The organism is Rhodanobacter sp. OR87 (assembly GCF_000473345.1).
Taxonomy (GTDB): Bacteria; Pseudomonadota; Gammaproteobacteria; order Xanthomonadales; family Rhodanobacteraceae; genus Rhodanobacter; species Rhodanobacter denitrificans.
In genome coordinates, this window is sequence record NZ_KI421516.1 from 55,174 (window position 1) to 80,326 (window position 25,153).

Sequence of the window (25,153 nt, forward strand, 5' to 3'; positions counted from 1 at the left end):
AGATTCGAACCGTGGCGCATGCGGGCACGCGCCAGTGCCATGCGGCCCATGGACGGACCACAACCGACGAAGCGTAACCCATTCGCCATCGGGGTGTAGCTGCACTGCGGCAAGACACCGAAGCTGCGGCGGGCGCCCGCTGCCGGCGCTTGTGGCATCATCGGCCGCTCGAATCGACCTGTTCCAGGGAGTCTTGCCGTCCATGTCCATCGCATTGATACCGCCGCGGCGCTTGCGGTCGGTCGGGCGGCGCCGCTGATGGCCGCCGAAGGTTTTCGCGGTCCGAAACAGGTCTGGAACGCGTTTCTGTGGTCGATGAAGGGGCTTCGGGCCGGCTGGCGGCACGAGGCCTCGTTCCGGCTGGAAGCCTGCCTGGCGGTGGTGCTGATCCCGCTCGGCCTGTGGCTGGGTCATGGCGGGGCGGAGAAATTCGTGCTGATCCTGGCGCCGATGCTGGTGCTGTCGGCCGAGCTGCTCAATTCGGCGATCGAGGCGGTGGTCGACAAGGTCAGCCCGGAGTTCAACGAGCTGGCCGGACGGGCCAAGGACATGGGTTCGGCGGCGGTGTTCGTGCTGCTGGTGCTGGTGGTGCTGAGCTGGGGCTTGATCCTCGGTCCGCGCCTGTTCGGTTAGCGCGCGCGTTCACCCCGTGCTGACACGATTGCGGCAAGCGGCATGGGATGATGGAATGGCCTTCCACCGGATCGGAGCGATGCCATGAAACTTCTGCGCAACCTCGTGCTGTTGCTGCTCGCCTTCGGCCTCGGCGGCTGCGGCTACAACGCCATCCAGAAGCAGGACGAGGCAGTCAAGGCGGCCTGGTCCGAAGTGCTGAACCAGTACCAGCGCCGCGCCGACCTGGTGCCGAACCTGGTCAACACGGTCAAGGGCTACGCCCAGCACGAAGAGAAGGTGTTCACCGAGGTCACCGAGGCGCGCGCCAGGGTCGGCAGCCTGCAGGTCAACGCCGATTCGCTGAACGATCCGCAGAAGCTCAAGCAGTTCCAGGCCGCGCAGGGCGAGCTGGGCAGTGCGCTGTCGCGGCTGATGGTGGTCAGCGAGAACTACCCGCAGCTGAAGGCCGACGGCCTGTTCCAGAACCTGCAGGCGCAGCTGGAAGGCACCGAGAACCGGGTCACCGTGGCGCGCAACCGCTACGTGCAGGCGGTGCAGGCATACAACGCGATGATCCGCACCTTCCCGAACAACATGACCGCGAAGATCTTCGGTTACCAGGTCAAGCCGAACTTCACGGTCGAGAACGAACAGGCGATCTCCACCGCGCCGAAGGTGGATTTCGGCACCACCGCGCCGGCGCCTGCCGCGACGCATTGATGATGCCCGGGCGCTTCCCGCGCCGCTGGCTGCTGCTGGCGCTGCTGCTGCCGGTGCTGCTGCACGCGGCCGCTGCCGTGCCGAAGCTGGCACGGCACGTCACCGATCTCACCGGTACGCTGAGCGCGCAGCAGGTCGACCAGCTCGACGCACAGCTGGTGGCGCTGGAACAGGCCAAGGGCGCGCAACTGGTGGTGCTGATGGTCGGCAGCACCGGCGAGCAGGACATCGAGAGCTATTCGCTGGCAGTGGCCGAGGCGAACAAGGTCGGCCGCAAGGGCACCGACGACGGCGTGCTGCTGCTGATTGCGAAAGACGATCGGCATGTACGCATCGAGGTGGGTTACGGCCTGGAGGGCGCGATTCCCGATGCGGCCACCGCGCGGATCATTCGCGAATACATCGCCCCGAAGTTCCGCAGCAACGATTACTTCGGCGGCATCAGCGACGCGGTCGGTGCATTGACCCAGCTGATCAACGGCGAACCGCTGCCGCCGCCGCTGCAAGGCGCTCCCGAGCGTGGCCGCCCCGGCCTCGATCTGCAGAGCGGCCTGATGATCGCCGTGTTCGTGGCACTGTTCCTGCGCGGCATCTTCGGCCGCACTCCGGCGCTGGTCAGGGGGCCGCTGGGCGCCGTGCTGGTCGGCGGCTTGCTGTGGCTGCTGATCTCGATGGGCGCCGGCATCCTCGGCGCGCTGGTCGGCGGCGTGCTGATGCTGCTGCCCGGCGGCGCCGGCCGCTCGATCGGCGGCGGTGGCTGGGGCGGCTTCGGTGGAGGCGGCTGGGGTGGCGGCAGCGGCGGCGGAAGTTTCGGCGGCGGCGGCTTCAGCGGCGGCGGCGGCAGCTTCGGCGGCGGCGGTTCTTCGGGGAGCTGGTGATGGCGCGCATGCGGCGACTGTGGGCGAATCTTTGCGGTAGCTGGTTCCAGCTGTCGCGGCGCTTTCCGCCCGCACTGCTGGACGAGATGGCCGCGGCGATTGCCGCCGGCGAACGCCACCACCTGGGCGAGATCCGCTTCGCGGTCGAATCGCGGCTGGCACCGCTGGCCGTGCTGGAGGGCCTCGACGCCGCAGCCCGCGCGCGCCAGGTATTCGCCCAGTTGCGCGTATGGGACACCGAACACAACAGCGGCGTGTTGTTCTACGTGCTGATGGCCGAGCATCGCATCGAGATCGTCGCCGACCGCGGCATCGCGGCGAAGGTGGCGGCGCACGAATGGGCGGCGGTCTGCGCCCGCATGCGCGAAAGCTACGCCACCGGGCAATGGCGCACCGGCAGTCTCGACGGCATTGCCGCCGCCAACGCCTTGCTGGAACGGCATTTCCCCGGCGACGGCGGGACCCGCCGCGACGAACTGCCGGATCAGCCGGTGCTGCTCTGATACCTGCCGGGCCTCGGGCCGTGCCGGCCTGAGGCCCGGCAGGGCGTGTCGCATGCACACTGCTCAGCGTTCCGCGGGAGCAGGCCGGGCATCGGTCGACCCTGATGGATGCCGCACAAAAAAAAGGGCCGGCAGATGCCGGCCCCTTGGTCCACGTCGCGATGCCTAGAACATCTTCCACTCCAGCTCGGCGAAGATCGAGCGACCGTAGCCGTTGTAGTTGAAGCCGTCGTAGTACGGGTACGAGGTGTAGGTGCTGTCGCGCGGCGGCCGCTTGTTGAGCAGGTTGTTGGAGATCAGCGATACCTTGACCTCGTCGTTGACCTGCAGCGCCACGCTGGCGTTGTAGGTGATCCACGGGCCGACCGTACCCGTCTGCTTGAAGTTCATCGTCGGCCCCCCCCGCAGACCGTACAAGGTCGCGCTCAGCGGTCCCTTGCTCCAGTTGATGGTGGCGCTCTCGCGATGCTTGAACTCGCGCGGGAAGGTGCGGTAGGTCAGCAGATCGAGGGTCGGATCGCCGGGATACTGGCGATAGGTGTGGTCCAGGGTGACGTTGTAATCGGCGCCGAACGTGAAGTCGCCCGCCTGACCCGCATCCCAGCGGTACTGGGCGCCGGCGGTGATGCCGGTAACCCGTTCGTTGGAAATATTGATCGGATAGGTGTGGACGCTGTTGATGCCGGACTGCAGCGGATTGGACGGGTTGTTGCGGTCGACCAGAGCCAGCGCCTCGACGCAGCGGGGCGAGTTGATGTCCACCGGTGAGCCGCCCACGGTATGGCCGATCCGGCAGTCCGCCTCCAGCGACATGATGCCGTTGATGCTGCGCTGGGACACTTCGTCGCTGATGGTGATCCGGTAGTAGTCGGCGTGGATGTTGAACTTGTCCGATGGCGACCAGACGATGCCGCCGGTCAGCGACTTGGCGGTGATGTTCTTCAAGTCCTTGTTGCCGGCCTGCGTGCCGAATACCTGCTCGTTGTTGTAGCTGCAGGTGTCGACGTCGAAGTTGTCGCCGTTGGCCAGGCGGCAGCGGTAGTAATCGACCACGTTGGTGTAGAAGCCGCTCTCTCCCTGGAACAGGCCCGCCATGTCCGGAGCACGGAAAGCGGTGGCGTAGGTGCCGCGGATCAGGAGCGTGTCGATCGGGCGCAGTTCCAGGCCGGCCTTGTAGGTGACCTTGGAATCCGTGCGGCCGGCGGCCTTGTAGGTGTCGTAGCGCAGCGAGGTGCTGGCGGTCAGCCAACTGGTAATGGGCAGGCTCAACTCCGTGGCGGCGGCGTAGCGATCACGCTTGCCGGTGCCCTGGGTGCCGGTCAGTCCCCAGAAGTAGCCGTCGATCAGGCGCTGGTCGGTGGGGTTCTCCCACTTCTGGTCGCCGTACTGCAGCAGTACGGCGAGGCCGGCGGAGCCGCCGGGTAGATCGAACAGATTGGTGTTGGTAACCGTGCCGGTCACTTCCTGGGTGTACGTGTGCGAACGCGTACGAATCTGTTCGCTCAGCGAGCGATAGGTTGCCGGCGACATGAGCGAGTAGAAACGATCGAGATTCAGGTTGTATGCCGGGTAGGCATCGAACACCGGATCCCAGCCCACCTGGTCGCCGAGGAAGTAGTTGTCGACCTTGTTGGCCACCAGGTGCAACTGGCGGGTGGTGATCACGTTGTCGGAGCGGTGGTAGTAGGCGTCGTAGCCCCAGTCGGAGTCGCCGAACGTGCCGCGGAAACCCATGTTGGCCACGTAGGAGCGATTGAGGTCCTTCTCGTTGGCGAGGTTGCCGATGCCGGCGGCCGAGCTGTCGATGGTGTACTGGGTCGAGACAAACGTGCCGGGGCCGTCCAGCGCCGAGCCGTTGTCGACATTGTTGGCGTAGATTGGGCCGAGGTCCACGCCAGAGCCCCACCAGGTGTAGTTGGAGCCGACGTAGTAGTCGGACTTGGTCACGTTGTAGAGCGCGTTCGCGTAGAACTGGGTGTTCGGCGTGATGTCGTAGGAGAAGTTCAGGTAGCCGGTACCTGCCTTCGAGCCGTTCATGATGGTGGAGTAGGCCGGCGAGTTCGGGCTGCCGCAGAAGTGGCCGCGGCCGGCCGCGTCGGTGGCGTATACCGTGGTGTTGCCGAAGCCGGAAGCGACGCGGTCGCAGCTGGCCTGCCCGCCCGGCACGAAGAAGCGGTCGGTGCCGATCTGGCTGTGGAACAGATCCTGCAGCAGGTAGTCCAGGGCCGGGCGCGATGCGCCGGCCGGCAAGCCGGGGCGGTCATTGTTGGAGTCGAACCAGCGGCGCTGGTAGCGGTAGATCGGGCGCTGGTTGCGCAGCTCCACGCTGTAGGTCAGCTTGGCCTTCTCCCAGTCGTGGCCACCGGTCAGCTGGAAGCGCTGGCTGCCGCCGCCGCCCTCGCTGAAGCCGCCGCCGCGCAGATTCATGGTGACGCCTTCGACGTGCTGCTTGAGGATGATGTTGACCACGCCGGCGATCGCGCTGGAGCCGTAGATCGCGGACTGGTTGCCCGGCACGATGTCGATGTGGTCGACCATCGCCATCGGGATGGTGGCGATGTCCACGAAGTTGCCCGAGCCGTTGTACAGCAGGGGGTAGTCGGCCATCGGCTTGCCGTCGATCAGGAACAGCGTGAAGCCGGGATCGAGGCCGAGCAGGCTGATCGTCTGCGCACCCTGGGTGAAGCCGCCGGAGAACTGCGCGCCCTGCACCGAGCCGGTGGCTTGCGGCAGCGCCTGCAAGGCCTCGGCGACAGTGGTGAAGCCTTGCTTGGTGATCTGTTCGGCGGTGATCTGGATGGTCGGCGTGGCCGTTTCGATCTGTGCGCGCGGCAGCAGCGAGCCGGTGACCTGGATGCCTTGCAGCTTGGTGGCCTCTTTCTTGTCGGCCTTGGTGTCCTGCTGGCTGGCCTGTGTAGTGGCTTGGTCGGCTTGACTGTCGGCCTGGTTTGGCGCGTGCGCGGAGCTTGCCCACAACGGCAGTGACAGCGAGGCGCAGATAGCGCCTGCAAGAAGCTTGCGGTGCATGAATTTCCCCTTTTGTGTGGCAGAAATGCCTGCGGCCTCCCCAGTCGCAGGTATTTGGCGGGATTTCCTCCGCCGTCCCTTTGTGACGCCATGCCCGAGACCGGGCAGGGGCGCACGAGCTCGACCATAACGTAAGGTTCACGTGCCCGCAACAATTTGCAGATGCCCTTCGCCGAGCGGTTTTGGCCGCTTGGTCGGGGCCTCTCCGGCGGTGGTGCGGGTGCAAAAAAAGCCGCCTTGCTCGAAGGCGGCTTCTCGGATGGCCGGCGAGGCAGCGGGCTTGCGTCAGTGCGCGCCCTTGCCGATGTGCCTGTCGAGGAAGGCCTGCAGTGCCTCATAGAAGGCGATGTTGTTTTCCTCGCTGTAGAAGCCGTGCTGCTCCTTGTCGCGCACCAGCCATTCGTACGGCTTGCCGGCCTTGTCCAGCGCCGCACGCAGCTCGGTGGCGTTCTCGTATGGCACGCGCGGGTCGTCCTTGCCGTGGATGATCAGCACCGGGATGTTGAACTTGTCCAGGTGGTAGATCGGCGAGATCGCGCGGATGGTGTCGTCGTCGGTGCCGATGGCCTGCATGAAGTAGTTGCGGCCGCCAGCCGAGCGGCGGGTGTCGCTGCGATGCAGCTCGATGGCGTAGTCCGATACGCCGGCGTAGTCCACCGCGCACTTGAACATGCCCGGTGCACGGATCGGCGCCATCAGCGAGGAGTAGCCGCCGAAGCTGGCGCCGAACACGCACACGCGCCGCGCGTCGGCGTAGCCCTGCCTGATCGCCCAGTTCACGCCGTCGATCAGGTCCTGCTGGATGCCGCTGCCGAATTGCTTGTAGCCGGAGTGCTCGAAGTCGGTGCCGCGGCCACCCGAGCCGCGGTAGTTGACCTGCAGCACCGCATAGCCGCGATTGGCCAGGAACTGCGACCAGGGGTCGTAGCCCCACGAGTCGGCCACGCCGATCGGCCCGCCATGCGGCAGCAGCACCAGCGGCATCGGCTTGCCGGCGCTGTTGGCCGGCATGGTCAGGAAGCCGGCCAGCTGGGTGCCGTCGCTGGCGGTGAACTTGATCGGCTGGCGCGGCACCATCTGCTGCGGGTCGATCCACGGCTGGCTGCGGAACAGCGGCTGCAGGTTCATGCTGCTGCGATCGAACAGTGCGTAGGTGCCGGGGTCGCGGTCGCTGTGCGCGCCGATGATCAGCTGCATGCCGTCCTGGCTGGCGCTGGCGACGGTGAGGAACTCGTCCGGGAATTTGGCCGCGAGAGCCTGGCTGATCTGCGCGTAGATGCTGTCGTCGAGGTACTGGATACGTGGTTTGCCGGCGCCGAACACCACGCCGTAGGGCTGGTACGGATAGGGCGTCCACAGCACGTCGTCCACCGCGGCGAAATCGTCGCCGGCCAGCACCCTGCGCGCGCTGCCGTCGAGGTTGCTCACCACCAGCTGGTCGGGGCCGCCGTCGGCGCTGTACAGCGAGTAGAGGTGTTTGCCGTCGGCGCTGATGTGGATCGGCACCAGGCGCTTGCCGGTGATGCTGGCCGGGAGCTTGTGCCACGGGCTGTCGGCATTCTCGCGGCGGTAGACGTCGATGCGGTAGGGGTCGTCCTGGTTGCTGCCGTAGGCGAAGCGGGCCACGTCGTCGTGCAGCACGAAGCTCATGCCGGCCTCGTCGATCCGGCCCATCAGCGTGGCGTGGCCGCTGTCGGTCTCGACGTCGTAGATCAGGCTCTGGCCGCTGTCGCGGGAGCCGCTGCTGGCATGCGTGCGGAACGGGCTGACGCTGATGTAGACATGGCCGTTGAGCTGGTGCGGCGTGCCGGCGATGAAGCCGGCACCGCGTACCATGCTCAGGATGTTCATGTTCGTGCCCTTGGTGTCGCGCACGCGCCAGCTGTAGAGCACGCGCTTGTGCGAGCCGTCGAAGTCGACAGCCACCACCTCACCGGTGCCCTGCGGCGCCTCGAGCGTGCCGCTTTCCTCGCCCAGCCCCATCACCAGGCGCGTGTTGCTGACCCAGGTGATGCCGATGGGCAGGGTGCGCGGGGCCATGTTCAGGCGACTGACCGGCTTCAGGTCCGGCAGCGCCAGCACGCCGAGCTGGTAGCTGCCATCTTCGTTGTGGACCGACACGGCCAGGTGCTTGCCGTCGGGCGAAATCACCGGATGGGTCAGTGGCGGATGCCGCGCGAAATCCCGGTAGGGAATTTCGCTGGCGTGGGCGGCCACGGGCGCGAGCAGGACGAATGCCGCGCACAGTATCAGCCGATGGATATGCTTGATGATCATGGTTGCTCCTTGGCAAGGTTCTGTCCGATGACTACCGCGTCCCTGACGCGCCGGGGCCGATGTTTTTCTCCAGGAAAGCCTGCAGCCGGTTGTAGAACTCGATGGTGTTCTTCTCGTCGTAGAAGCCGTGGCCCTCGCCCGGCTTGCTCAGCCACTCGTACGGCTTGTGCGCGGCGTCGAGCGCGGCGCGCATCGCCTTGGCCTGCGCGAACGGCGCACGCTTGTCGTCTTCGCCGTGGACCAGCAGCACCGGTACGTCGATCTTGTCGGCCAGCTTGTCGGGCGAGTTGGCGTCGAGGTCGGCGTCGTCCTTGCCGATGACCGTGTTCAGGTAGCTGCGGCCTGACTTGCTTTCGCGGACATCGCCTTTCTTGTACATCATCTTCAGGTCGTAGACGCCGGCGTAGCCCACCGCGCACTTGAACAGGCCCGGCGCACGGATCGTGGTCATCATCGCCGAGTAGCCGCCGAAGCTGCCGCCGTAGACGCAGATGCGCTGCGGGTCGGCATACTTCTCAGCGATCGCCCACTTCACGCCGTCGATCAGGTCCTGCTGGATGCGGGTGCCCCACTTCAGGTAACCGGCCTCCTTGAAGTCCTCGCCGCGGCCGCTGGAGCCGCGGTAATTCACCTGCAGCACGAGATAGCCACGACTGGCGAGGAACTGGGCGCCGTTGTCGTAAGACCAGTCGTCCTGCACGCCGATCGGGCCACCGTGCGGCAGCAGGATCATTGGCAGGTTGGTCTGGCTGGCGCCCTTCGGAATCGTCAGGATCGCTTCCAGCTCCATGCCGTCGCTGGCCTTGAAGTGCAGCGGACGACGCTCGGCCATCCTGGCTGGATCGATCCACGGCGCCGTGGCGAACAGCTTGAGCACCTTGTAGTGGTGCGTATCGATCAGGTAGTAGGTTCCCGGATCGCGGTCACTGCTGACCTCGAACAGCACCTTGCCGCCATCCTCGCTGGAGTCGATGAAGTGGACGTAGTCGCCGGGGAATTTCAGGCTCAACGCGCGATGCAGTTTTGCCATGGGCAGGTTCGGATCGAGGTAACTGACCTTGGGCACGCCGGTGGCCGGTGCCGTGGCGAACGGCTGGTACGGCCAAGCCGTCCATTCGATATCGCCGATGCTGCTGAAGCCGTCGCTGGCGAGCACCTTGCGGTTGTCGCCGTTCTCGTCCTGTGCCACCAGCACAGTCGGACCGCCGCCAGCGTTGTACTCGGCGTAGATCCCTTGTTTGTCCGGGGTGAAAAAGATCGGTGTGAAGCTGCCGCCAACCTGGGCGGGTGTCATCTTGGCCCAGCCTGCTGCCTGCTGCTGGTAGACGACGTAGTCGTAGTTGTCGTTGCGCCCGTAAGCAAAGTGGGCCTTGCCATCGGCACCGACCATGAAACTCATGCCGCCGACGCTGATCTGGCCGATCAGATGACGGGTGTTCTTGCCTGCGTCAACGTCGTACAGCGTGCTGGTACCGGTGTTCTCCCAACTCTGCGTGCTCATGTAGAAGTGGCCATTGGCTGGCAGTGGCTTGCTTTCGACGAAGCCCCATCCCCGATCGGTGCCACGCGTGGCGGCACGCGAGCCGTACCTCAGGCTGTCGCGGCCGTAGAGATAGTCCTGATTCCTGCCGTCCAGATCGGTGGCGATGACTTCACCGGTCAGGAAAGGCTTGTCGATCGAGCCGTACATCTTGCCTTTGTCCACTACCAGCCGGGTATTGCTGACCCAGGTGATATCGGCGGCAATCTCGTATTTCGGCAGGCGCAGCATGCTCACCGGCTGCTTCATGTCGTCCACCTTGTAGACGGCCAGCATGTGCGAATCGCCACCGGGGTCATTCATGTTCACGGCGAGGTACTGCCCATTCGGCGAGAGCCGCGGCATCGTCAACAGCGGGTGACGCGCGAAGTCCTCCACCGGTACCAGATCGGCCGCTACGGCCGCGGCGGGCAACAACAGACAGGCAGCGGACAGCATGGTCCGCGCAAGACAGCAAGACATCGGTTTTCTCCCCTGAAGCTCCATGCAATAAGTCCGGCCGCCTGGAGCAAGGTGGTCGGGCTGGATGCGGACATCCCCCGGCGGGGCGGATGCGCGATCCTCGTCCAAACTCCCCAGTGCGGACGATCAGCGGGGATTCTAGTGGTTGCGAAAGCCGTGACGGAAGAGGCCGCCGCCCGTTCCGGCGTCCCGCTACACTTGACCTTTGCCTGTCAGCGCGGTCGCCATGTCCCAGCCTTACGTCGTCGATTTCGATCCCGTCGCCTTCCACCTCGGCCCGATCCAGGTGCACTGGTACGGCCTGATGTACCTGCTCGGCTTTTTCTTCGTGGCGGTGCTGGGCGAATACCGTCGACGGCAGGGGCGCCTGCCGGTCAGCCGCGATGCGCTGGGCGACCTGCTGTTCTACGGCATGCTCGGCGTGATCGTGGGCGGGCGCGTGTGGTACATGCTGTTCTACGTCGACATCGACTGGATCTGGACCGCGCCGCAGACCCTGTTCAAGGTGTGGGATGGCGGCATGAGCTTCCATGGCGGCCTGCTCGGCGTGCTCGCGGCGGGCTGGTGGTGGTCACGCAAGCAGAAGCTGCATTTCTTCGACACCATCGACTTCGTGGCGCCGCTGGTGCCGATCGGGCTGGGGCTGGGACGGCTCGGCAACTTCATCAATGGCGAGCTGTGGGGCAAGCCCAGCGACGTGTCGTGGGCGATGATCTTTCCGCAGGCGCCGGACCGGCTGCCGCGGCATCCCTCGCAGCTGTACGAGATGCTGCTGGAGGGCGTGCTGATGTTCGTGGTGCTGTGGCTGGTCTCGCTGAAGCCGCGGCCGCGTTACCTGGTGTCCGGCCTGTTCGCGTTGCTGTACGGCTGTTTCCGCTTCGCGGTGGAATTCGTGCGCGTGCCCGACCCGCAGCTCGGCTACCTGTTCGGTACCCAGTGGGTGACGATGGGACAGATGCAGTCGCTGCCGCTGATCGCAGTCGGGCTGGTACTGCTGGCGATGTCGCGTCGCGCACCCACGCTGCCGCTGGCTGCGCGCGCCTGAGTTCTTCGTAGGAGCCCGCTCGCGGGCGATGCTCTTCTCGCTATACATCGAAAGCATCGCCCGCAAGCGGGCTCCTACCGCGCCGGGTGGTCAGAAGTTGCGGTCGCCGCCGAGGATGTCGCCCAGGCCGCCGAGGATCGATCCTTCGCCGCGGCGCTGGCCACCGCCCTGCGGCGCCGCCGCCAGCATGCGCCCGGCCATGCGCGAGAACGGCAGCGACTGCAGCCACACCGTGCCCGGCCCGGTCAGCGTGGCCAGGAACACGCCTTCGCCGCCGAACAACATGCTCTTGATGCCGCCGACGGGTTTGACGTCCATATTCACCGTGTCGTGGAAGGCGACCACGCAGCCGGTGTCCACGTCGAGCCGCTCGCCGGCCTGCAGCTCGCGTTGCACCACGGTGCCGCCGGCGTGCACGAACACCCAGCCGTCGCCCTCGAGTTTCTGCATGACGAAGCCCTCGCCGCCGAACAGGCCGGTGAGGATCTTGCGCTGGAAGAAGATGCCCAGCTGCACGCCGCGTGCGCCGGCCAGGAACGCATCCTTCTGGCAGATCAGCCGGCCGCCGTGGTCGGACAGCTTCATCGCCATCACCGTGCCGGGGTAGGGCGCGGCGAACGCCACCTTGGCCTTGCCCTGGCCGGCATGCGTGAACACTGTGGTGAACAGGCTCTCGCCGGTGATCACCCGCTTGCCGGCGGAGAGCAGCTTGTCCATCAGGCCGCCGCCGCTCTGGCCGCCGCTGGAGCCGTCGCCGAATACGGTGTCCATCTGCACCGCGGCTTCCTTGTACATCAGCGCGCCAGCCTCGGCGATCGCGCTTTCGCCGGGGTCCAGCTCGATCTCGACGAACTGCATGTCGGTGCCGACGATGCGATAGTCGATCTCGTCGGCGCGGCCGCTGCCCATCGCCGGCGGGATCGGTGGCGGCGCCAGCGGCGTGCCGCCGAACTCGGCCACGCTGCGGATCGGCTTCCATTCGGCGAAGCCCTCGCACCAGCAGTAGCCGTCCGGCTGGCGCTGTGCCTGCGCCCGTGCCGCGGCGTCGTCGAGCGGGCCGATCCGATCGCTGTTCTTGCCGTAGCTGAAAAACCACTGCGCCATGGTCCATCTCCTGGTGAAAGGCCCGAGTCTAGGGCGGGCAAGCGCATGGCGGGAGTGACCCTTGTCATGCCCCGCGGGCTAGAATCCACCGATGCACGCCTATCTCGACCTGCTCCGCCACGTCCTCGACCATGGCACCGAAAAGACCGACCGCACCGGTACCGGCACGCGCAGCGTGTTCGGCTGGCAGATGCGCTTCGACCTCAACGAAGGCTTTCCGCTGGTTACCACCAAGAAGCTGCACCTCAAGTCGATCGTGCACGAGCTGATCTGGTTCTTGCGCGGCGACACCAACATCGCCTACCTGAAAGAACACGGCGTGCGCATCTGGGACGAGTGGGCCGACGCGAACGGCGACCTCGGCCCCGTCTACGGCCAGCAGTGGCGCGCGTGGCCCACCGCCGACGGCGGCACGGTCGACCAGATCGCCTGGGTGGTCGACGAGATCCGGCGCAACCCGGACTCGCGCCGGCTGATCGTCAGCGCCTGGAACGTGGGCGAGTTGCCGAAGATGGCGCTGATGCCCTGTCACACCATGTTCCAGTTCTACGTGGCGGACGGAAAACTCAGCTGCCAACTGTACCAGCGCTCCGGCGACATCTTCCTCGGCGTGCCGTTCAACATCGCCAGCTACGCGCTGCTCACCCACATGGTGGCGCAGGTCTGCGGCCTGGGTGTGGGCGACTTCGTGCACACGCTGGGTGACGCCCACCTGTACAACAACCACCGCGAACAGGCGCGGCTGCAGCTGGGCCGCGAACCGCTGCCGCTGCCGCGGCTGCAGCTCGATCCGGCGGTGCGCTCGATCTTCGATTTCCGCTACGAGCACATCGCGGTCGAGGGTTACCAGTCGCATCCGGCGATCAAGGCCGCCGTGGCCGTGTAGCCGCGGCGCAGGAATCTGCGAGGCCGGCATCTCGGCGTTGCCGCCTGTTAAGATCGGGCGTCATCGGCGGCACCGCTCGCGGGCGCCGGCCGTCCCACTGACCATCCAGCCTTCCAAGGATTTGCCATGGCCATTTCGCTGATTGCCGCACTCGACGAAAACTTCGCGATCGGCCGCAAGGGCCAGTTGCCCTGGCATCTGCCCGACGACCTGCGCTGGTTCAAGCAGCTGACCACCGGCAAGAACGTGCTGATGGGCTACAACACCGCGCTGTCGATCGGCCGCGCGTTGCCGGACCGGGTCAACCTGGTGCTGACGCGCCGTCACGAGGCGCCGTATCCGGGGCAGATCACCGTGCGCTCGATCGAGGAGGCGCAGGCGCGTTGCGACAACACCGGCCTGATCGTGATCGGCGGCAGCATGGTGTTCGCCGAAGCGCTGCCGCGCGCGCGCCGCATGTACCTCACCTGGGTGGCCGCCGCGATCGACGGCGCCGACGCGTTCTTCCCCGGCGTGCACTTCAGCGAGTGGACCGAGGTCTCGCGCGTGCACCACAAGGCCGATGCCGAGCACGCCTACGACTTCGACATGGTCGAATACCTGCGCAGCGCCTGATGCCTGCTTCCGTGTCGTGCGCGGTCATGCACGTGATGGCCGGGCTGCTGCTGGATGCCGACGGCCGCGTGCTGCTGGCGCAGCGTCCGCCCGGCAAGCATCTGGCCGGGCTGTGGGAGTTTCCCGGCGGCAAGCGCGAACCGGGCGAGGCGCCGGTGGCGGCGCTGGCGCGCGAACTGCGCGAGGAGCTGGGCGTCACGCTGCAACACGCCGAGCCGCTGGTCGCGCTGCCATGGAACTATGGCGAGCGTGAGCTGCTGCTCGATGCCTGGCGGGTCGATGCGTGGGCCGGCGAGCCGCGCCCGCTGGAAGGGCAGGCGTTGCAATGGCAGTTCCCCAGCCTGGTGGACATGGCGATCCTCACCCCGGCGGATCGGCCGGTCCTGCAAGCCCTGCTCGACATGCGCGACACCTGACCCTGTAGGAGCCCGCTCGCGGGCGATGCTCTTGCTCCTGCTTTCGCGAATCCCGAATCCGGCTTTCAACAGACGAACGTCTGGTCATCCCGGCCTTCAAAGCACCGCCCGCCAGCGGGCTCCTACCGGGCGGCCGCCAGGGCCAGGTAGCGCCGATGCAGGTCGGCGACGGCCTGGTCCAGCGCACTTTCGTCAGCGCTGTTCTCGATCACGTCATCGGCCACGGCCAGGCGCTCGGCGCGGCTGGCCTGGTGCGCCAGCATGCGGCTGGCGAGGGTTTCGTCGATGCCGTCGCGCTCGATCAGGCGCGCGAGCTGCACCGCTTCGGGAGCGTCGATCAGCAGCACGCGGTCGACCCAGCGATAGTGCTCGATGTTCTCGGCCAGCAGCGGAATCGCCAGCAGGCAATACGGCCCGCGTTCGGCCAGCGCGCGCTCGTGCAGCCATTGGCGCACGCGCGGGTGGATGATGGCTTCCAGCGTTTTTCGTGCCGTCGGGTCGGCGAATACGTGACGGCGCATCGCCGCGCGATCCAGCCGGCCCGCATCGTCCAGCACCCCGGCGCCGAACGCGTCGACTACCGCAGCCAGCCCCGACGTGCCCGGCTCGATCACCTCGCGGGCGGCCACGTCGGCGTCGTGCACATGCACGCCCAGCGCCTCGAAGCGCCGCGTCACCGCCGTCTTGCCGGCGGCCACGCCACCGGTCAGGGCAATCACCAGCGCGCGTGGCCGCGCGTTCACCGCAGGCCGGTCAATTGCATGTAACCCTGCAGCAGGTCCGCGCCGGCCACGAACCAGACCCAGCCGGCGGCGGCGATGAACGGGCCGAACGGCATCGGAATCTCGCGCTCATGCTTGCGCAGCGCGATCAGGGTGCCGCCGACCAGCGCGCCGATCAGCGACGACAGCAGGATGATCGGCAGCAGCGCCACTGGCCCCATCCATGCGCCCAACGCGGCGAGCAGCTTGAAATCGCCGTGGCCCATGCCTTCCTTGCCGGTGAGCAGCTTGAACGCCCAGTACACGCTCCACAGGCTGAGGTAGCCGATCGCCGCGGCCAGGATCGACGCCGGCGCGGTGACGAACATCGGCAGCAGCGACAGCAGCAGGCCCAACCACAGCAGCGGCAGGGTGAGCTGGTCGGGCAACAACTGGGTGCGGAAGTCGATGCCGGACAGCGCGATCAGCGTCCAGGTCAGCGCCAGCCCCGCCAGCGCCGCCCACGACGGTCCGAACTTCCACACCATCACCGCGCTCAGCACGCCGCTGAGCAGTTCCACCAGCGGGTACTGCAGCGAGATCTTCGCCTGGCAGTAGCGGCAGCGTCCGCGCAGCAGCAACCAGCCGAACAGCGGAATATTGTCCAGCGCCGACAGCGGATGCTTGCAATGCGGACAGTGCGACGGCTCGCGCACGATGCCCGGCGGCAGCGGTGTGGCATCGGCCTGCAGCTCCAGCACGTCGCGCGCTTCCTGCCGCCACGCCGCCGCCATGCGCTCGGGCAGGCGCAGGATCACCACGTTGAGAAAGCTGCCCACCAGCAGGCCGAGCACGCCGGCCAGGGCGATCCACAGGGCAAAGGGAAGTTCGGGCATGCGTCGGCCTTGCTCTAAAGCCCCTCTCCCGTCGGGAGAGGGGTGGGGGAGAGGGTGCGGTGCCGAGCGAAATTCAAGATCGCCTCAAGCACTGCTCCGGTTTCCTGCAATACCTGATTGTCCCAGAATCTCAGCACAAACAGGCCCTGGCGCTGCAGTGCCTGTGTACGGATCGAGTCGCTTTGCTCATCGTGCTGTGAAGCGTCCAGCTCGATGACCAACTTGAGCTCATCGCAGTAAAAGTCCGCGACGTAGGGCGGCATGGGATGTTGGCGGCGGAACTTGAGTCCATCCAGGCGCCGGGCACGCAGGTGGTACCACAGCTCGTGCTCTGCGTCGGTGCCGGAGGTTCGCAGCGACTTCGCCGTATTGAGCGTGTGCGTGGGTAGCGGTGGCTTGGGGTTCATCGCTGGATCGTACCCTCTCCCCCACCCCTCTCCCGAGGGGAGAGGGGCTCCAAAGCAGGTGCGGGTTTTCTGAAAGCCCCTCTCCCTTAGGGAGAGGGTGCGGGGTTGCCGCGATGCTCGATTCCCCAAGCATCAGCAACGTCAGGAATCAGAACGTGCCGGCGAGCTTGAAGATCGGCAGGTACAGCGCGATCACCATGCCGCCGACCAGGGTGCCCAGCACCACCATGATGATCGGTTCGAGCAACGTGGACAGGGTGTCGACCGCGTTGCTGACTTCTTCCTCGTAGAACTCGGCGACCTTGAACAACATGTTGTCCAGCGCGCCGGACTCTTCGCCGATCGCGGTCATCTGTACCACCATGTTCGGGAACAGCCCGGTCTGCTTCATCGCCAGCTGCAGCTGGTGGCCGACCGAGATGTCCTCGCGCATCTGCTTCACGGCATCGCCGTAGACCACGCTGCCGGTGGCGCCGGCCACCGCGTCCAGCGCCTCGACCAGCGGCACGCCGGCGCGGAACGTCACGCCGAGGGTGCGGGCGAAGCGGGCGATCGCCGAGTTGCGCACGATGTTGCCCATCACCGGCATCTTCAGCGCCATGCGGTCGAGGAAGTGGGCGAACTTCACCGAGCGCTTCTTGGCGACGACCAGCGCGACCACGCCGCCCACGGTCACGCCGATCACCACCCACCAGTAGCTCTGCATGAATTCCGACGCGGTCACCAGCAACTGGGTCGGCGCCGGCAGCTGCGCGCCGGCATCCTGGAAGGTCTTGGCGAACACCGGCACCACGAACAACAGCATGATCAGGCAGACCAGGAACACCACCACCAGCACCATCATCGGGTAGAACAGCGCCTTCTTGATCTTCTTCTTGATCGCCTCCGTGCGCTCCTTGTAGGTCGCCACGGTGTCCAGCACGGTATCCAGCACGCCGGAGGTCTCGCCGGCGTGCACCAGGTTGCAATACAGCTCGTCGAACTGCACCGGGTAGCGCGCCAGCGCCTCGTGCAGCGCCGCGCCGCCCTCGATGTTCTGCTTCACGTCGAGCAGGATGTTCTTGAAACGGATGTTCTTCTGGCCGTCGGCGATGATGTCGAAGGACTGCACCATCGGCACGCCGGAGGCCATCATGGTGGCGATCTGGCGGCTGAACACGGCCACGTCGCCCGGCTTGACCGTGCTGCCGGTGGCGCCGAACAGCGGCTTGGCGCGCTCGCGCACGGTCTGCGGGTTCATGCCCTGGCGGCGCAGTTCGGCCTTGACCAGCGAGGCGTTCTTCGCCGGCATGTCGCCTTTCATGCGCTTGCCGCGCTTGTCCAGCGCCACCCACTCGTAGGTGGTCAGCTTGCTGACTTCGGCGCGCTGGGCCCCGAGCTCGCGCGCCTTGTTGATGTTCGTTGCGGTAGCCGTGGCCATGCGCATCTTCCCCCAGTGGACCAGTCCCGGAGCCGCCCTATGCGGGCGGCAGACAGTATTTGTGCAGCTTATGCCATTTTTGCGGCGTCAAACCGTGGCGTCGGACGCAAGTTCGGTGCAAAAGGGGTTCCATATCCGCCGCTCATTCCTTGGTGACGCGGTCAATCTCGGTCAGGCTGGTCAGCCCCTGCTTCACCTTCAGCAGGGCCGACGCGCGCAGGTCGTTGATGCCGGCGGCCTTGGCCACCTCGGCGATCTGCAGCGCGTTGCCGCCTTGCAGGATGATCTTCTGGATATCCTCCAGCATCGGCATCACCTGATAGATGCCCACGCGACCCTTGTAACCCTCGTTGCAGCTGTCGCAGCCGACGGCCTCGTAGATGGTCAGCCCCGCGTCGATGTCGGCCTGGGTGAAACCGGCATCCAGCAGCACCTTGGGCGGCAGCTCGATCGGCTTCTTGCAATCGTGCAGGCGTCGCGCCAGGCGCTGGGCGATGATCAGGGTCACCGACGAGGTGATGTTGTACGGCGCGATGCCCATGTTCATCAGGCGCGAGATGGTCTGCGCGGCATCGTTGGTGTGCAGCGTGGACAGCACCATGTGACCGGTCTGCGCCGCCTTGATCGCGATCTCGGCGGTCTCCAGGTCGCGGATCTCGCCGACCATGATCACGTCCGGGTCCTGGCGAAGGAACGAGCGCAGCGCGCTGGCGAAGGTCATGCCGCGCTTCACGTTCTGCTGCACCTGGTTGATGCCCTCGACGCGGATTTCCACCGGGTCTTCCACCGTCGAGATGTTGCGCTCGGCGGTGTTGAGCATGTTCAGGCCGGTGTACAGCGACACCGTCTTGCCCGAGCCGGTGGGGCCGGTGACCAGCACCATGCCGTACGGCTTGTGGATCGCATCGACGTAGAGCTTCTGCTGGTTCGGCTCGTAGCCCAGCTTCTCGATGCCGATCCTGGCCGAGGAGCCGTCCAGGATGCGCAGCACGATCTTCTCGCCGAACAGCGTGGGCAGCGTGCTCACGCGGAAGTCGACCGCGCGGGTCTTGGACAGGTTGAGCTTGATGCGGCCGTCCTGCGGCACGCGCTTCTCGGCGATGTCCAGCTGGGCCATCACCTTGATGCGCGAGGAGATGCGGTTGGCCATCTTCATCGGCGGGTTGGCCACCGCCTTCAGCATGCCGTCCATGCGCAGGCGCACGCGGTATTGGGTTTCGAACGGCTCGAAATGGATGTCCGAGGCGCCGCGGCGGATTGCGTCGACCAGGATCTTGTTGACGAACTTCACCACTGGCGCGTCGTCGTTCGCATTCGCGTCGACGCCGCTGCTCGACTCGCCCTCGTCGTCGCCGCCCTCGATGTCCAGCTCGTCGAGGTCGCCGCCGCCCATGTCGGGCATGGTGTTGCGCATGTTGTTGAGCAGGCTCTCGATCACCCGCTGCAGCGAGCCACGCTCCACCAGGATCGGCTCCACCATGCAGTTGGAGTGGAACTTGATCTCGTCCAGCGCATGCGACTGCATCGGGTCGGCGATGCCCACGTACAGCCGCTTGCCGCGGCGGAACAGCGGCAACGCCTGGTGCTTGGTGATCAGCGCCTCGCTGATCAGGTCCAGCGGCATCGTGGCCGGGTTCAGCGTGGCCACGTCCATCATCGGCATGCCGAATTCGGCCGAGGCGATCCGGGTCAGCTCGGCGCTGTCGACCAGGCTGCGGTCCAGCAGCCTGGCGCCCAGCGTGGCCTTCTGCTGGCTGCTGTCGACCATGGCCTTGCGGACCACGTCCTCGGGCATTACCCCTTCAGATACCAACCGGCGGGCCATGCCGGACAAGCCCGCGAGCGACGGCTGTAATTGAGATGACATAACCTACTCGACCTTGCCCCTGTATGTTGTTGAATCTACCGCAGTCCGGCGCGCAGGTCACCCATCGTTGGTGGGCAGGGCCGCACAGGTTGACGCAGTGCGCAAACCCACCTCGCGGGCCCGCTTGCCGTATCGGTCAAGACATCCCGCACGGCCCCTCTCCGTTTGAGCCAAGGACACCAAGCCGGGCCCTCCCTGCGCAGGAACCCCATATCCGGTCCCTCCCCCTGCGTGCAGGAACTCCATATCTGGTCCCTCCCCCTGCGTGCAGGAACTCCATATCTGGTCCCTCCCCCTGCGTGCAGGAACTCCATATCTGGTCCCTCCCCCTGCTTGCAGGGGGAGGCCAGGAGGGGGTAAAGCTCTTGATCTCTCGTCCGGACGCAACCCCACCAACCCTCCCCAGCGACCATGGGAAGTCCTTTGAAGGGCGAGCAGGGGAGGAAGCAGCGGGTAGAGCGAGCGCTGCCCGCCGCTCTCGCCGGAATGGTGTTGCCGACAAGGCAATCACTAGGCCCGGTTCCTGGGTGATCCGCGCATCTGCACGGTGCAAGCACGGCCGATGCGCCCGGCTACCTTGATCGCGCATCTCTAGCTCCTTACAATGATATAAGGAACTCGAAGGAGAAGGCCATGACCACCGCCAGCGTTACCAGCAAGGGCCAGATCACGATTCCGGTTGCCGTGCGTGAGGCCATGCATGTGCGTGCCGGGGATCGGGTGGAATTTGTGGAAATCGAGCCTGGCCGGTATGAGTTCATCGCTGCCACGCGCTCCGTGAGCGCACTCAAGGGCATGTTCGGCAAAGCGCGCAAACCGGTGTCGATCGAGCAGATGAACGCCGCGATCGCAGCGGCGGGTGCGGCGGCGAAATGATCGGCCTGGATACCAATGTCCTGGTGCGTTACATCATGCAGGACGATACGACGCAGTCGGCCAAGGCCTCGGCCTTGCTCGACGCGCTGACCGTCGAGGCGCCGGGCTGGATTTCGATCGTATCCGTGATCGAATTGGCCTGGGTGCTGGGTGCGGCGTATGGCCTGGACCGCGCGCAGCTCACCGAAGCACTGGAAGCCCTGCTACGCACCAAGGAGTTGATAGTGGAGCGTGCGGAGGTCGTCTGGAAAGCAGTGCGCGTTTACCGCAACTCCAAGGCAGATTTTGCCGACTGCCTGATCGCATGCACCGCTACGTCCGCCGGCTGCGAACACACCATGACGTTTGACCGCGGTGCCGCCAAACATGCCGGCATGAGCCTGATCACCTGACGTCTGGCCGGATTGCCTGACGGGCACCTCGAATAACTCGGTTTTTGTTCGTCATCCCGGCGAAAGCTGGGATTCAGCGACTCCAAGCCCTTGAACAGCCAAGGCACTGGATTCCAACTTTCGTTGGAATGACGGACGTTCGAGGGTTTTCGAAGTTACTTGACGCGATAGGGTAGGCGCCCCGCTGCCCAGCCACCGCGCTGGATGAAGCCCTCAAAAAGCCCAACCCCTTCTGCAACCTGCGCCCGGCCTTCACGCTATGATCCCCGCTCCACCCGGGGGAGCCGCCTGTTGAACCGCCTGAGCATCATCCTGCCCGCCAAGAACGAGGCGCCCGCGCTGGCCGCACTGCTGCCGCGCCTGCGCGCCGCCCAGCCCGAGGCCGAGCTCATCGTGGTCGACGACGGTTCCACCGACGACACCCGCCGCATCTGCAAGGACAACGGCGTCACCTGCCTCAGTTCGCCGTACTCGATGGGCAACGGCGCGGCGATCAAGCGCGGCACCCGTGCCGCCGGCGGCGACATCCTGGTGTTCATGGACGGCGACGGCCAGCACGATCCGGCCGACGTCGCCCGCCTGCTGGAAAAGCTGGAGCAGGGCTACGACATGGTGGTGGGCGCCCGCGATTGGGGCAGCCAAGCCGGCGTCGGCCGCGGCATCGCCAACACCTTGTACAACTGGCTGGCCACCAAGATGACCGGTCACCCCGTGCTCGACCTCACCTCCGGCTTCCGCGCCGTGCGCGCGGACAAGTTCCGCGAGTTCCTGCACCTGCTGCCGAACGGCTTCAGCTACCCCACCACCAGCACCATGGCGTTCTTCCGGAGCGCCTACCCGGTCGCCTACATTCCGATCAAGGCGGCACAGCGCGTCGGCAAAAGCCACATCAAACCCCTGCGCGACGGCATACGCTTCCTGCTGATCATCTTCAAGATCGCCACGCTGTACTCGCCGCTGAAGCTGTTCGTGCCGGCGAGCGGCCTTTTCTTCCTGCTCGGCTGCGCCAACTACGCCTGGACCTTCGCGCACGAAGGTCGCCTCACCAACGGCAGCACGCTGATGTGGAGCGCTGCGGTGATCGTGTTTCTGATCGGGCTGGTGTCGGAGCAGATCACTGCGCTGACGTATCGCCGGGATGTGTGAGGAAAATGTCAGGCAAGCTGGTTTTCGTTGTTGGCACGCGAGCGCAGCTGATCAAGGTTGCGCCGGTCATGGTGGCCTGCGAGCAGAGAAACCTCCCATCGTTAATGCTGATGACCGGGCAGCACCATGAGACCATGCAAGATCTCATCGATGAGTTCGGGATTACCTCGCCCCAGATTTCGGTAGTGCAGGCTACAGAGCGTTCCACGATTTTCTCGCTGTTGCGCTGGGCGCCATCGGCCTATCGAGGCATCAAGAGCAAGCTCCGAGCGCATGCTGCAGCGCCTGATACAAAAACCTACGTGCTCGTTCATGGCGATACGCTGTCGACACTCGTTGCCTCGTTCGCGGCGCGTCGATGCAAGGTCGGTGTCGTGCATCTGGAGAGTGGATTGACTTCTGGTCGGTTGTTCGACCCTTTTCCCGAAGAGCTGTTCAGACGACTGGTTTTCCGGATGACCGATATCGCGATGTGTCCGAACGCTGCCTCGGCCGAGTATATGCGTCGCCGTGGCTGCAGCATGGTAATAGACACGGAAGGCAACACAATCATCGACGCGGTGCGACTTGCCGAGGTGGCCAGTGTCACTCCGGATGCGGAGAACCCCTATCTTGTCGTGTCCTTGCATCGCTTCCAAAATCTGTATGAACCGAAGCGGCTGCGGCAGTTGGTCGGCTTGATCGAGCGACTGGCGTCGCATTTGCACATCCAGTTCGTATTGCATCCGGCGACTCGTGGGCGGCTGGTCAAGGAAGGATTGCTGGACCGGCTAGTATCGAACGCCGGCATCACCACCCTCCCGCGCATGGGCTACAGGAAATTCATTCGCTTGGCGGCGGGTGCTGCCTGTGTGCTGACAGATGGAGGCTCAAATCAGGAAGAGCTGGCTGCGCTGGGCGTTCCCGTCATTGTCATGCGGTCGCGTACCGAGCGACCTGATGGTCTTGGCGCGAATGCGGTACTGGAAGGCGACCTGCCTGAAGGTGTGGCGGACTACATCATAAGCGGCAACTTCAAAGAGTTGCGTTGCACTCCAAACGTGCTTGAGAAGAGCGGTCCATCGGATCGTATTGCTCGGTTTTTTGCCGAAGGCGGCATGACCGGAAACAAATGAGGAGCTGAGGCCGGCCGAGGGAGGCAATTTGGTCTGCATTGCTTCCAGCAGCCTCCGCGTGCACCTGAGTAAGCGCCCACCCCGATTTCTGCCCTGGTTCCCGACGGGGCTGGTTGTGATGACGCGGATCGTCAGAAAGTCTCGAGCATTTTTCAATAACGCTGCCCAACCAGGTTTTTGCCTTGAGAAGTTATCGCCCCGGTGCCTTGGCGCGAAATTCAGCGGTAGTCATGCTGTGGAGTGGTGCACGTTTGAGTGCCCAACTGCTTTGGGTGCTGCTTCTTGCCCGAGAGCTTGGTGCTTCCAGTTATGGAGCGTTCTCGGGCGTCATAGCCCTTGCGCTTGCAATGAGTGGATTTGCCGGTCTGGGGCAGGGGCTGCGAATGTATCAGGATGCAGCGCGTGCCTCGGAACTGCTTGCCGATCGCTGGCGGCAAGCATCACGAGTGTTGATGTGGAGCGGCGCGGGGTTGGCCGTCATGTTCATGGCAGTCGCACATGGAATGTTCGTGGGCGCCGGTTGGCCATTATTGATGGCAGTTGCGATATCGGAGCTGGTCTTGGCACCCGTCGTGTCCCAGGTAGCATTTGCGTATGCCTCACGCGACTGGATGGGGCATGCGGCAGCGGTCCCTGTAGCACTTTCGGTGATGAGGATCCTGGCCGTCGTCGCGGTGGCCTTGCTGCCAGGCGGAGCAAGTATTGGAGGCTATGCGTGGCTGCACCTGCTGGCCACTGCTATAACCGCAGCTGTGTCGTGCGTCATCTGCATGCGTGAACTGAACATTACAAATGTTGATCGCGGACTGGGTCGAAGCGATGTATGGGCAGGGCTCGGATTTTCGGCGATCCAGGCCAGCGGGCTGGCACTTGGCTCCATGGACAAAGCCTTCGCGTTGCGCTGGGGAGGTGAGGTATTGGCCGGCAACTACGTCGCAGCGTATCGGTTTATCAGCGTCGCGGTGTTGCCGGTAGATTCACTGATGATGGCCGCGCTGCCTCACTTGTTTCGGGCAGGAGCCGGGCGTGCCAAGGCAGGGCGCTTGCTTTTGGCACTGGCTGCGGCAACGGGTGGCTATGGCATCTTGATGGGAGCGGTGGTGTGGTGGGCGGCCGGATTGCTGCCGTGGTTGCTGGGGCCGAGCTTCGGCCCTGCGCTTGTTGCTGCACGGATGCTGTCGGTCTACGTACCAATGTATTGCGTGCGTACACTGGGCACCAATGCGTTGCTGGGGTTTGGCTGGAAACGTTGGCGTTTTGGTTGTGAACTGCTGGCTTTGCTTGTATTGGGGTTCACGGCAGCCTGGTGGACCCCGGTAGCAGGTCTTGCTGGCGCGGTTGAGGCACTGCTGGCTGCGGAGACAGTTCTTTTGTTGCTGATCTGGGGCGGAGTGTTCTTCCGTGTTCTTTACCGTCCTTGGGAAACGGCGTGAGTAACGAATATCTGCACGCAGTGCGCGAGTTCGAGCTCGATCGTGTGCTGAGCGAATTTCCACCGGTAGACCGTGGTGAGGCCCCACCCCGGGTTCTGGATCTCGGTGCGGGAACCGGCCATCAGGCCGCCTTGTTGCAATCGCTGGGCTACCGGGTAACGGCGGTGGATTTACCTGCCAGCGACTATGCCAGCCAGAGGGTATTCCCGGTGATCGATTACGACGGTCGTGCATTGCCCTTGCCGGATGGCATATTCGATGTCGTCTTCAGTTCGAATGTACTCGAGCATGTTCCGGATATCGCCACGCTGCTTCGGGAGATGCATCGGGTGCTTGGGCCGGATGGCGTGGCCATCCATGTACTGCCCACCCCGGCGTGGCGGTGGTGGACCACGTTCGCGCATTATCCGTGGGTGTTGCTGCGGGCATGGCAGGTACTCAGCGGCCGTGGTTCTCGGCGGGGTGGTGCGGGCGCAGGCGATGGCCAAGCTCCCTCTCGGCGCAGGATCGGGCCATGGAGTGCACTGTTGTGGCCGAGGCGCCATGGCGAGAGAGGTACAACGCTGACTGAGCCTTACTACTATGGTGCGCACTGGTGGAGTGCGACGTTTGCGGCGGCTGGCTTCCGCACGGAAGCCAGCTATCCAGTCGGCTTGTTCTATACAGGCGGCATGCTTCTGGCGGAACGCTTGCCGATGGGGCGGCGAGTCGCGCTGGCGCGCTGGCTTGGCTCTGCATGCCGTGTCTATGTCCTTCGGCCCGAGCACGCTGCGGCCACGCCGGCTCCAAGACGTTGATGTTAGGGTCCCGAT

At 65.2% G+C, this 25,153-nt stretch carries 23 protein-coding genes; 14 read left to right on the forward strand and 9 right to left on the reverse strand.

What is annotated here, in order from left to right; genetic code table 11:
* Nucleotides 1–258 precede the first annotated feature (258 nt).
* The 4 genes from RHOOR87_RS0118665 (at nt 259) to RHOOR87_RS0118680 (ending at nt 2,716) form a co-directional block, all read left to right on the forward strand.
* Nucleotides 259–633: a diacylglycerol kinase gene (locus RHOOR87_RS0118665; RefSeq protein WP_027485871.1), complete on the forward strand. Its 375-nt coding sequence runs from the start codon at nt 259–261 to the stop codon at nt 631–633.
* A gap of 84 nt (nt 634–717) precedes the next feature.
* Nucleotides 718–1,335: a LemA family protein gene (locus tag RHOOR87_RS0118670; protein ID WP_007506983.1), complete on the forward strand. Its 618-nt coding sequence runs from the start codon at nt 718–720 to the stop codon at nt 1,333–1,335.
* Nucleotides 1,335–2,213: a TPM domain-containing protein gene (locus RHOOR87_RS0118675; RefSeq protein ID WP_007506981.1), complete on the forward strand. Its 879-nt coding sequence runs from the start codon at nt 1,335–1,337 to the stop codon at nt 2,211–2,213. The genes RHOOR87_RS0118670 and RHOOR87_RS0118675 overlap by 1 nt, the downstream gene beginning before the upstream one ends.
* Entirely contained in the window at nt 2,213–2,716 is a 504-nt protein-coding gene (locus tag RHOOR87_RS0118680; protein WP_027485872.1) for a TPM domain-containing protein, read from the forward strand. Before RHOOR87_RS0118675 ends, RHOOR87_RS0118680 begins: the two co-directional genes overlap by 1 nt.
* 165 nt (nt 2,717–2,881) lie before the next feature.
* Here RHOOR87_RS0118680 and RHOOR87_RS0118685 read toward each other — a convergent pair whose 3' ends face one another.
* The 3 genes from RHOOR87_RS0118685 to RHOOR87_RS0118695 all read right to left on the reverse strand — a co-directional run bounded on the left by RHOOR87_RS0118685 (nt 2,882) and on the right by RHOOR87_RS0118695 (nt 10,022).
* On the reverse strand, nt 2,882–5,743 hold the full coding sequence (locus RHOOR87_RS0118685; protein ID WP_043796088.1) for a TonB-dependent receptor: 2,862 nt from the start codon (nt 5,741–5,743) through the stop codon (nt 2,882–2,884).
* 285 nt (nt 5,744–6,028) lie between these two features.
* Nucleotides 6,029–8,020: a prolyl oligopeptidase family serine peptidase gene (locus RHOOR87_RS0118690; protein ID WP_027485874.1), complete on the reverse strand. Its 1,992-nt coding sequence runs from the start codon at nt 8,018–8,020 to the stop codon at nt 6,029–6,031.
* A gap of 31 nt (nt 8,021–8,051) precedes the next feature.
* Entirely contained in the window at nt 8,052–10,022 is a 1,971-nt protein-coding gene (locus RHOOR87_RS0118695; RefSeq protein WP_231381840.1) for a S9 family peptidase, read from the reverse strand.
* A gap of 226 nt (nt 10,023–10,248) precedes the next feature.
* On the opposite strand from RHOOR87_RS0118695, the gene lgt reads away from it, so the two are divergent.
* Nucleotides 10,249–11,067, forward strand: coding sequence for a prolipoprotein diacylglyceryl transferase (lgt, locus tag RHOOR87_RS0118700; RefSeq protein ID WP_027485876.1), 819 nt, complete (start codon nt 10,249–10,251; stop codon nt 11,065–11,067).
* 90 nt (nt 11,068–11,157) lie between these two features.
* Here the strand turns inward: lgt and RHOOR87_RS0118705 are convergent, their stop codons facing one another.
* Complete coding sequence (locus RHOOR87_RS0118705; RefSeq protein WP_027485877.1) at nt 11,158–12,171, reverse strand: TIGR00266 family protein; 1,014 nt, start codon at nt 12,169–12,171, stop codon at nt 11,158–11,160.
* 91 nt (nt 12,172–12,262) lie between these two features.
* On the opposite strand from RHOOR87_RS0118705, the gene RHOOR87_RS0118710 reads away from it, so the two are divergent.
* The 3 genes from RHOOR87_RS0118710 to RHOOR87_RS0118720 all read left to right on the forward strand — a co-directional run bounded on the left by RHOOR87_RS0118710 (nt 12,263) and on the right by RHOOR87_RS0118720 (nt 14,088).
* Nucleotides 12,263–13,057 carry a thymidylate synthase gene (locus RHOOR87_RS0118710; protein WP_027485878.1) on the forward strand — a complete coding sequence of 265 codons (795 nt, stop codon included), beginning with the start codon at nt 12,263–12,265 and terminating at the stop codon, nt 13,055–13,057.
* A gap of 126 nt (nt 13,058–13,183) precedes the next feature.
* A complete protein-coding gene (locus RHOOR87_RS0118715) occupies nt 13,184–13,672 on the forward strand; it encodes a dihydrofolate reductase (protein ID WP_015447031.1) in 489 nt (162 codons plus the stop codon).
* The gene (locus RHOOR87_RS0118720) at nt 13,672–14,088 is read left to right on the forward strand and encodes an NUDIX domain-containing protein (protein WP_027485879.1); all 417 of its coding nucleotides are present in this window, start codon (nt 13,672–13,674) and stop codon (nt 14,086–14,088) included. The genes RHOOR87_RS0118715 and RHOOR87_RS0118720 overlap by 1 nt, the downstream gene beginning before the upstream one ends.
* A 122-nt stretch (nt 14,089–14,210) precedes the next feature.
* On the opposite strand, the gene coaE is transcribed toward RHOOR87_RS0118720, so the two are convergent.
* The 5 genes from coaE to pilB form a co-directional block, all read right to left on the reverse strand.
* Complete coding sequence (gene coaE / locus RHOOR87_RS0118725) at nt 14,211–14,831, reverse strand: dephospho-CoA kinase (protein ID WP_027485880.1); 621 nt, start codon at nt 14,829–14,831, stop codon at nt 14,211–14,213.
* Entirely contained in the window at nt 14,828–15,685 is an 858-nt protein-coding gene (locus tag RHOOR87_RS0118730; protein WP_027485881.1) for an A24 family peptidase, read from the reverse strand. The genes coaE and RHOOR87_RS0118730 overlap by 4 nt, the downstream gene beginning before the upstream one ends.
* Before the next feature lie 14 nt (nt 15,686–15,699).
* Nucleotides 15,700–16,092, reverse strand: a complete 393-nt coding sequence (locus tag RHOOR87_RS0118735) for a DUF559 domain-containing protein (protein ID WP_027485882.1) — start codon at nt 16,090–16,092, stop codon at nt 15,700–15,702.
* Between the two features lie 148 nt (nt 16,093–16,240).
* Complete coding sequence (locus RHOOR87_RS0118740) at nt 16,241–17,512, reverse strand: type II secretion system F family protein (RefSeq protein ID WP_027485883.1); 1,272 nt, start codon at nt 17,510–17,512, stop codon at nt 16,241–16,243.
* Nucleotides 17,513–17,654: 142 nt separating this feature from the next.
* Complete coding sequence (pilB, locus tag RHOOR87_RS0118745; RefSeq protein ID WP_027485884.1) at nt 17,655–19,379, reverse strand: type IV-A pilus assembly ATPase PilB; 1,725 nt, start codon at nt 19,377–19,379, stop codon at nt 17,655–17,657.
* 633 nt (nt 19,380–20,012) lie between these two features.
* Here pilB and RHOOR87_RS0118750 point away from each other — a divergent pair.
* From RHOOR87_RS0118750 to RHOOR87_RS20140, 6 genes are all read left to right on the forward strand, one after another.
* Entirely contained in the window at nt 20,013–20,255 is a 243-nt protein-coding gene (locus RHOOR87_RS0118750) for an AbrB/MazE/SpoVT family DNA-binding domain-containing protein (RefSeq protein ID WP_007513924.1), read from the forward strand.
* A complete protein-coding gene (locus RHOOR87_RS0118755) occupies nt 20,252–20,647 on the forward strand; it encodes a type II toxin-antitoxin system VapC family toxin (RefSeq protein ID WP_007513922.1) in 396 nt (131 codons plus the stop codon). The genes RHOOR87_RS0118750 and RHOOR87_RS0118755 overlap by 4 nt, the downstream gene beginning before the upstream one ends.
* 291 nt (nt 20,648–20,938) lie before the next feature.
* Complete coding sequence (locus tag RHOOR87_RS0118760; RefSeq protein ID WP_027485885.1) at nt 20,939–21,793, forward strand: glycosyltransferase family 2 protein; 855 nt, start codon at nt 20,939–20,941, stop codon at nt 21,791–21,793.
* A 5-nt stretch (nt 21,794–21,798) separates the two neighbouring features.
* The gene (locus RHOOR87_RS19535) at nt 21,799–22,908 is read left to right on the forward strand and encodes a UDP-N-acetylglucosamine 2-epimerase (RefSeq protein WP_051357979.1); all 1,110 of its coding nucleotides are present in this window, start codon (nt 21,799–21,801) and stop codon (nt 22,906–22,908) included.
* A 206-nt stretch (nt 22,909–23,114) separates the two neighbouring features.
* Nucleotides 23,115–24,341 (forward strand): lipopolysaccharide biosynthesis protein, encoded by a 1,227-nt coding sequence (locus tag RHOOR87_RS0118770; protein WP_345775222.1) that lies wholly within the window; start codon nt 23,115–23,117, stop codon nt 24,339–24,341.
* On the forward strand, nt 24,338–25,138 hold the full coding sequence (locus RHOOR87_RS20140; RefSeq protein ID WP_196807002.1) for a class I SAM-dependent methyltransferase: 801 nt from the start codon (nt 24,338–24,340) through the stop codon (nt 25,136–25,138). The genes RHOOR87_RS0118770 and RHOOR87_RS20140 overlap by 4 nt, the downstream gene beginning before the upstream one ends.
* Nucleotides 25,139–25,153 lie beyond the last annotated feature (15 nt).

Coding starts and splice junctions, on each gene's coding strand:
- RHOOR87_RS0118750 (WP_007513924.1), top strand. CDS start 20,013: ATGACCACCGCCAGCGTTACCAGCAAGGGCCAGATCACGATTCCGGTT.
- RHOOR87_RS0118690 (WP_027485874.1), bottom strand. CDS start 8,020: ATGATCATCAAGCATATCCATCGGCTGATACTGTGCGCGGCATTCGTC.
- RHOOR87_RS0118675 (WP_007506981.1), top strand. CDS start 1,335: ATGATGCCCGGGCGCTTCCCGCGCCGCTGGCTGCTGCTGGCGCTGCTG.
- RHOOR87_RS0118710 (WP_027485878.1), top strand. CDS start 12,263: ATGCACGCCTATCTCGACCTGCTCCGCCACGTCCTCGACCATGGCACC.
- RHOOR87_RS0118715 (WP_015447031.1), top strand. CDS start 13,184: ATGGCCATTTCGCTGATTGCCGCACTCGACGAAAACTTCGCGATCGGC.
- lgt (WP_027485876.1), top strand. CDS start 10,249: ATGTCCCAGCCTTACGTCGTCGATTTCGATCCCGTCGCCTTCCACCTC.
- RHOOR87_RS0118705 (WP_027485877.1), bottom strand. CDS start 12,171: ATGGCGCAGTGGTTTTTCAGCTACGGCAAGAACAGCGATCGGATCGGC.
- RHOOR87_RS0118670 (WP_007506983.1), top strand. CDS start 718: ATGAAACTTCTGCGCAACCTCGTGCTGTTGCTGCTCGCCTTCGGCCTC.
- RHOOR87_RS0118755 (WP_007513922.1), top strand. CDS start 20,252: ATGATCGGCCTGGATACCAATGTCCTGGTGCGTTACATCATGCAGGAC.
- RHOOR87_RS0118695 (WP_231381840.1), bottom strand. CDS start 10,022: ATGTCTTGCTGTCTTGCGCGGACCATGCTGTCCGCTGCCTGTCTGTTG.
- RHOOR87_RS0118685 (WP_043796088.1), bottom strand. CDS start 5,743: ATGCACCGCAAGCTTCTTGCAGGCGCTATCTGCGCCTCGCTGTCACTG.
- RHOOR87_RS19535 (WP_051357979.1), top strand. CDS start 21,799: ATGTCAGGCAAGCTGGTTTTCGTTGTTGGCACGCGAGCGCAGCTGATC.
- RHOOR87_RS0118720 (WP_027485879.1), top strand. CDS start 13,672: ATGCCTGCTTCCGTGTCGTGCGCGGTCATGCACGTGATGGCCGGGCTG.
- RHOOR87_RS0118740 (WP_027485883.1), bottom strand. CDS start 17,512: ATGGCCACGGCTACCGCAACGAACATCAACAAGGCGCGCGAGCTCGGG.
- pilB (WP_027485884.1), bottom strand. CDS start 19,379: ATGTCATCTCAATTACAGCCGTCGCTCGCGGGCTTGTCCGGCATGGCC.
- RHOOR87_RS0118730 (WP_027485881.1), bottom strand. CDS start 15,685: ATGCCCGAACTTCCCTTTGCCCTGTGGATCGCCCTGGCCGGCGTGCTC.
- RHOOR87_RS0118735 (WP_027485882.1), bottom strand. CDS start 16,092: ATGAACCCCAAGCCACCGCTACCCACGCACACGCTCAATACGGCGAAG.
- RHOOR87_RS0118680 (WP_027485872.1), top strand. CDS start 2,213: ATGGCGCGCATGCGGCGACTGTGGGCGAATCTTTGCGGTAGCTGGTTC.
- RHOOR87_RS0118665 (WP_027485871.1), top strand. CDS start 259: ATGGCCGCCGAAGGTTTTCGCGGTCCGAAACAGGTCTGGAACGCGTTT.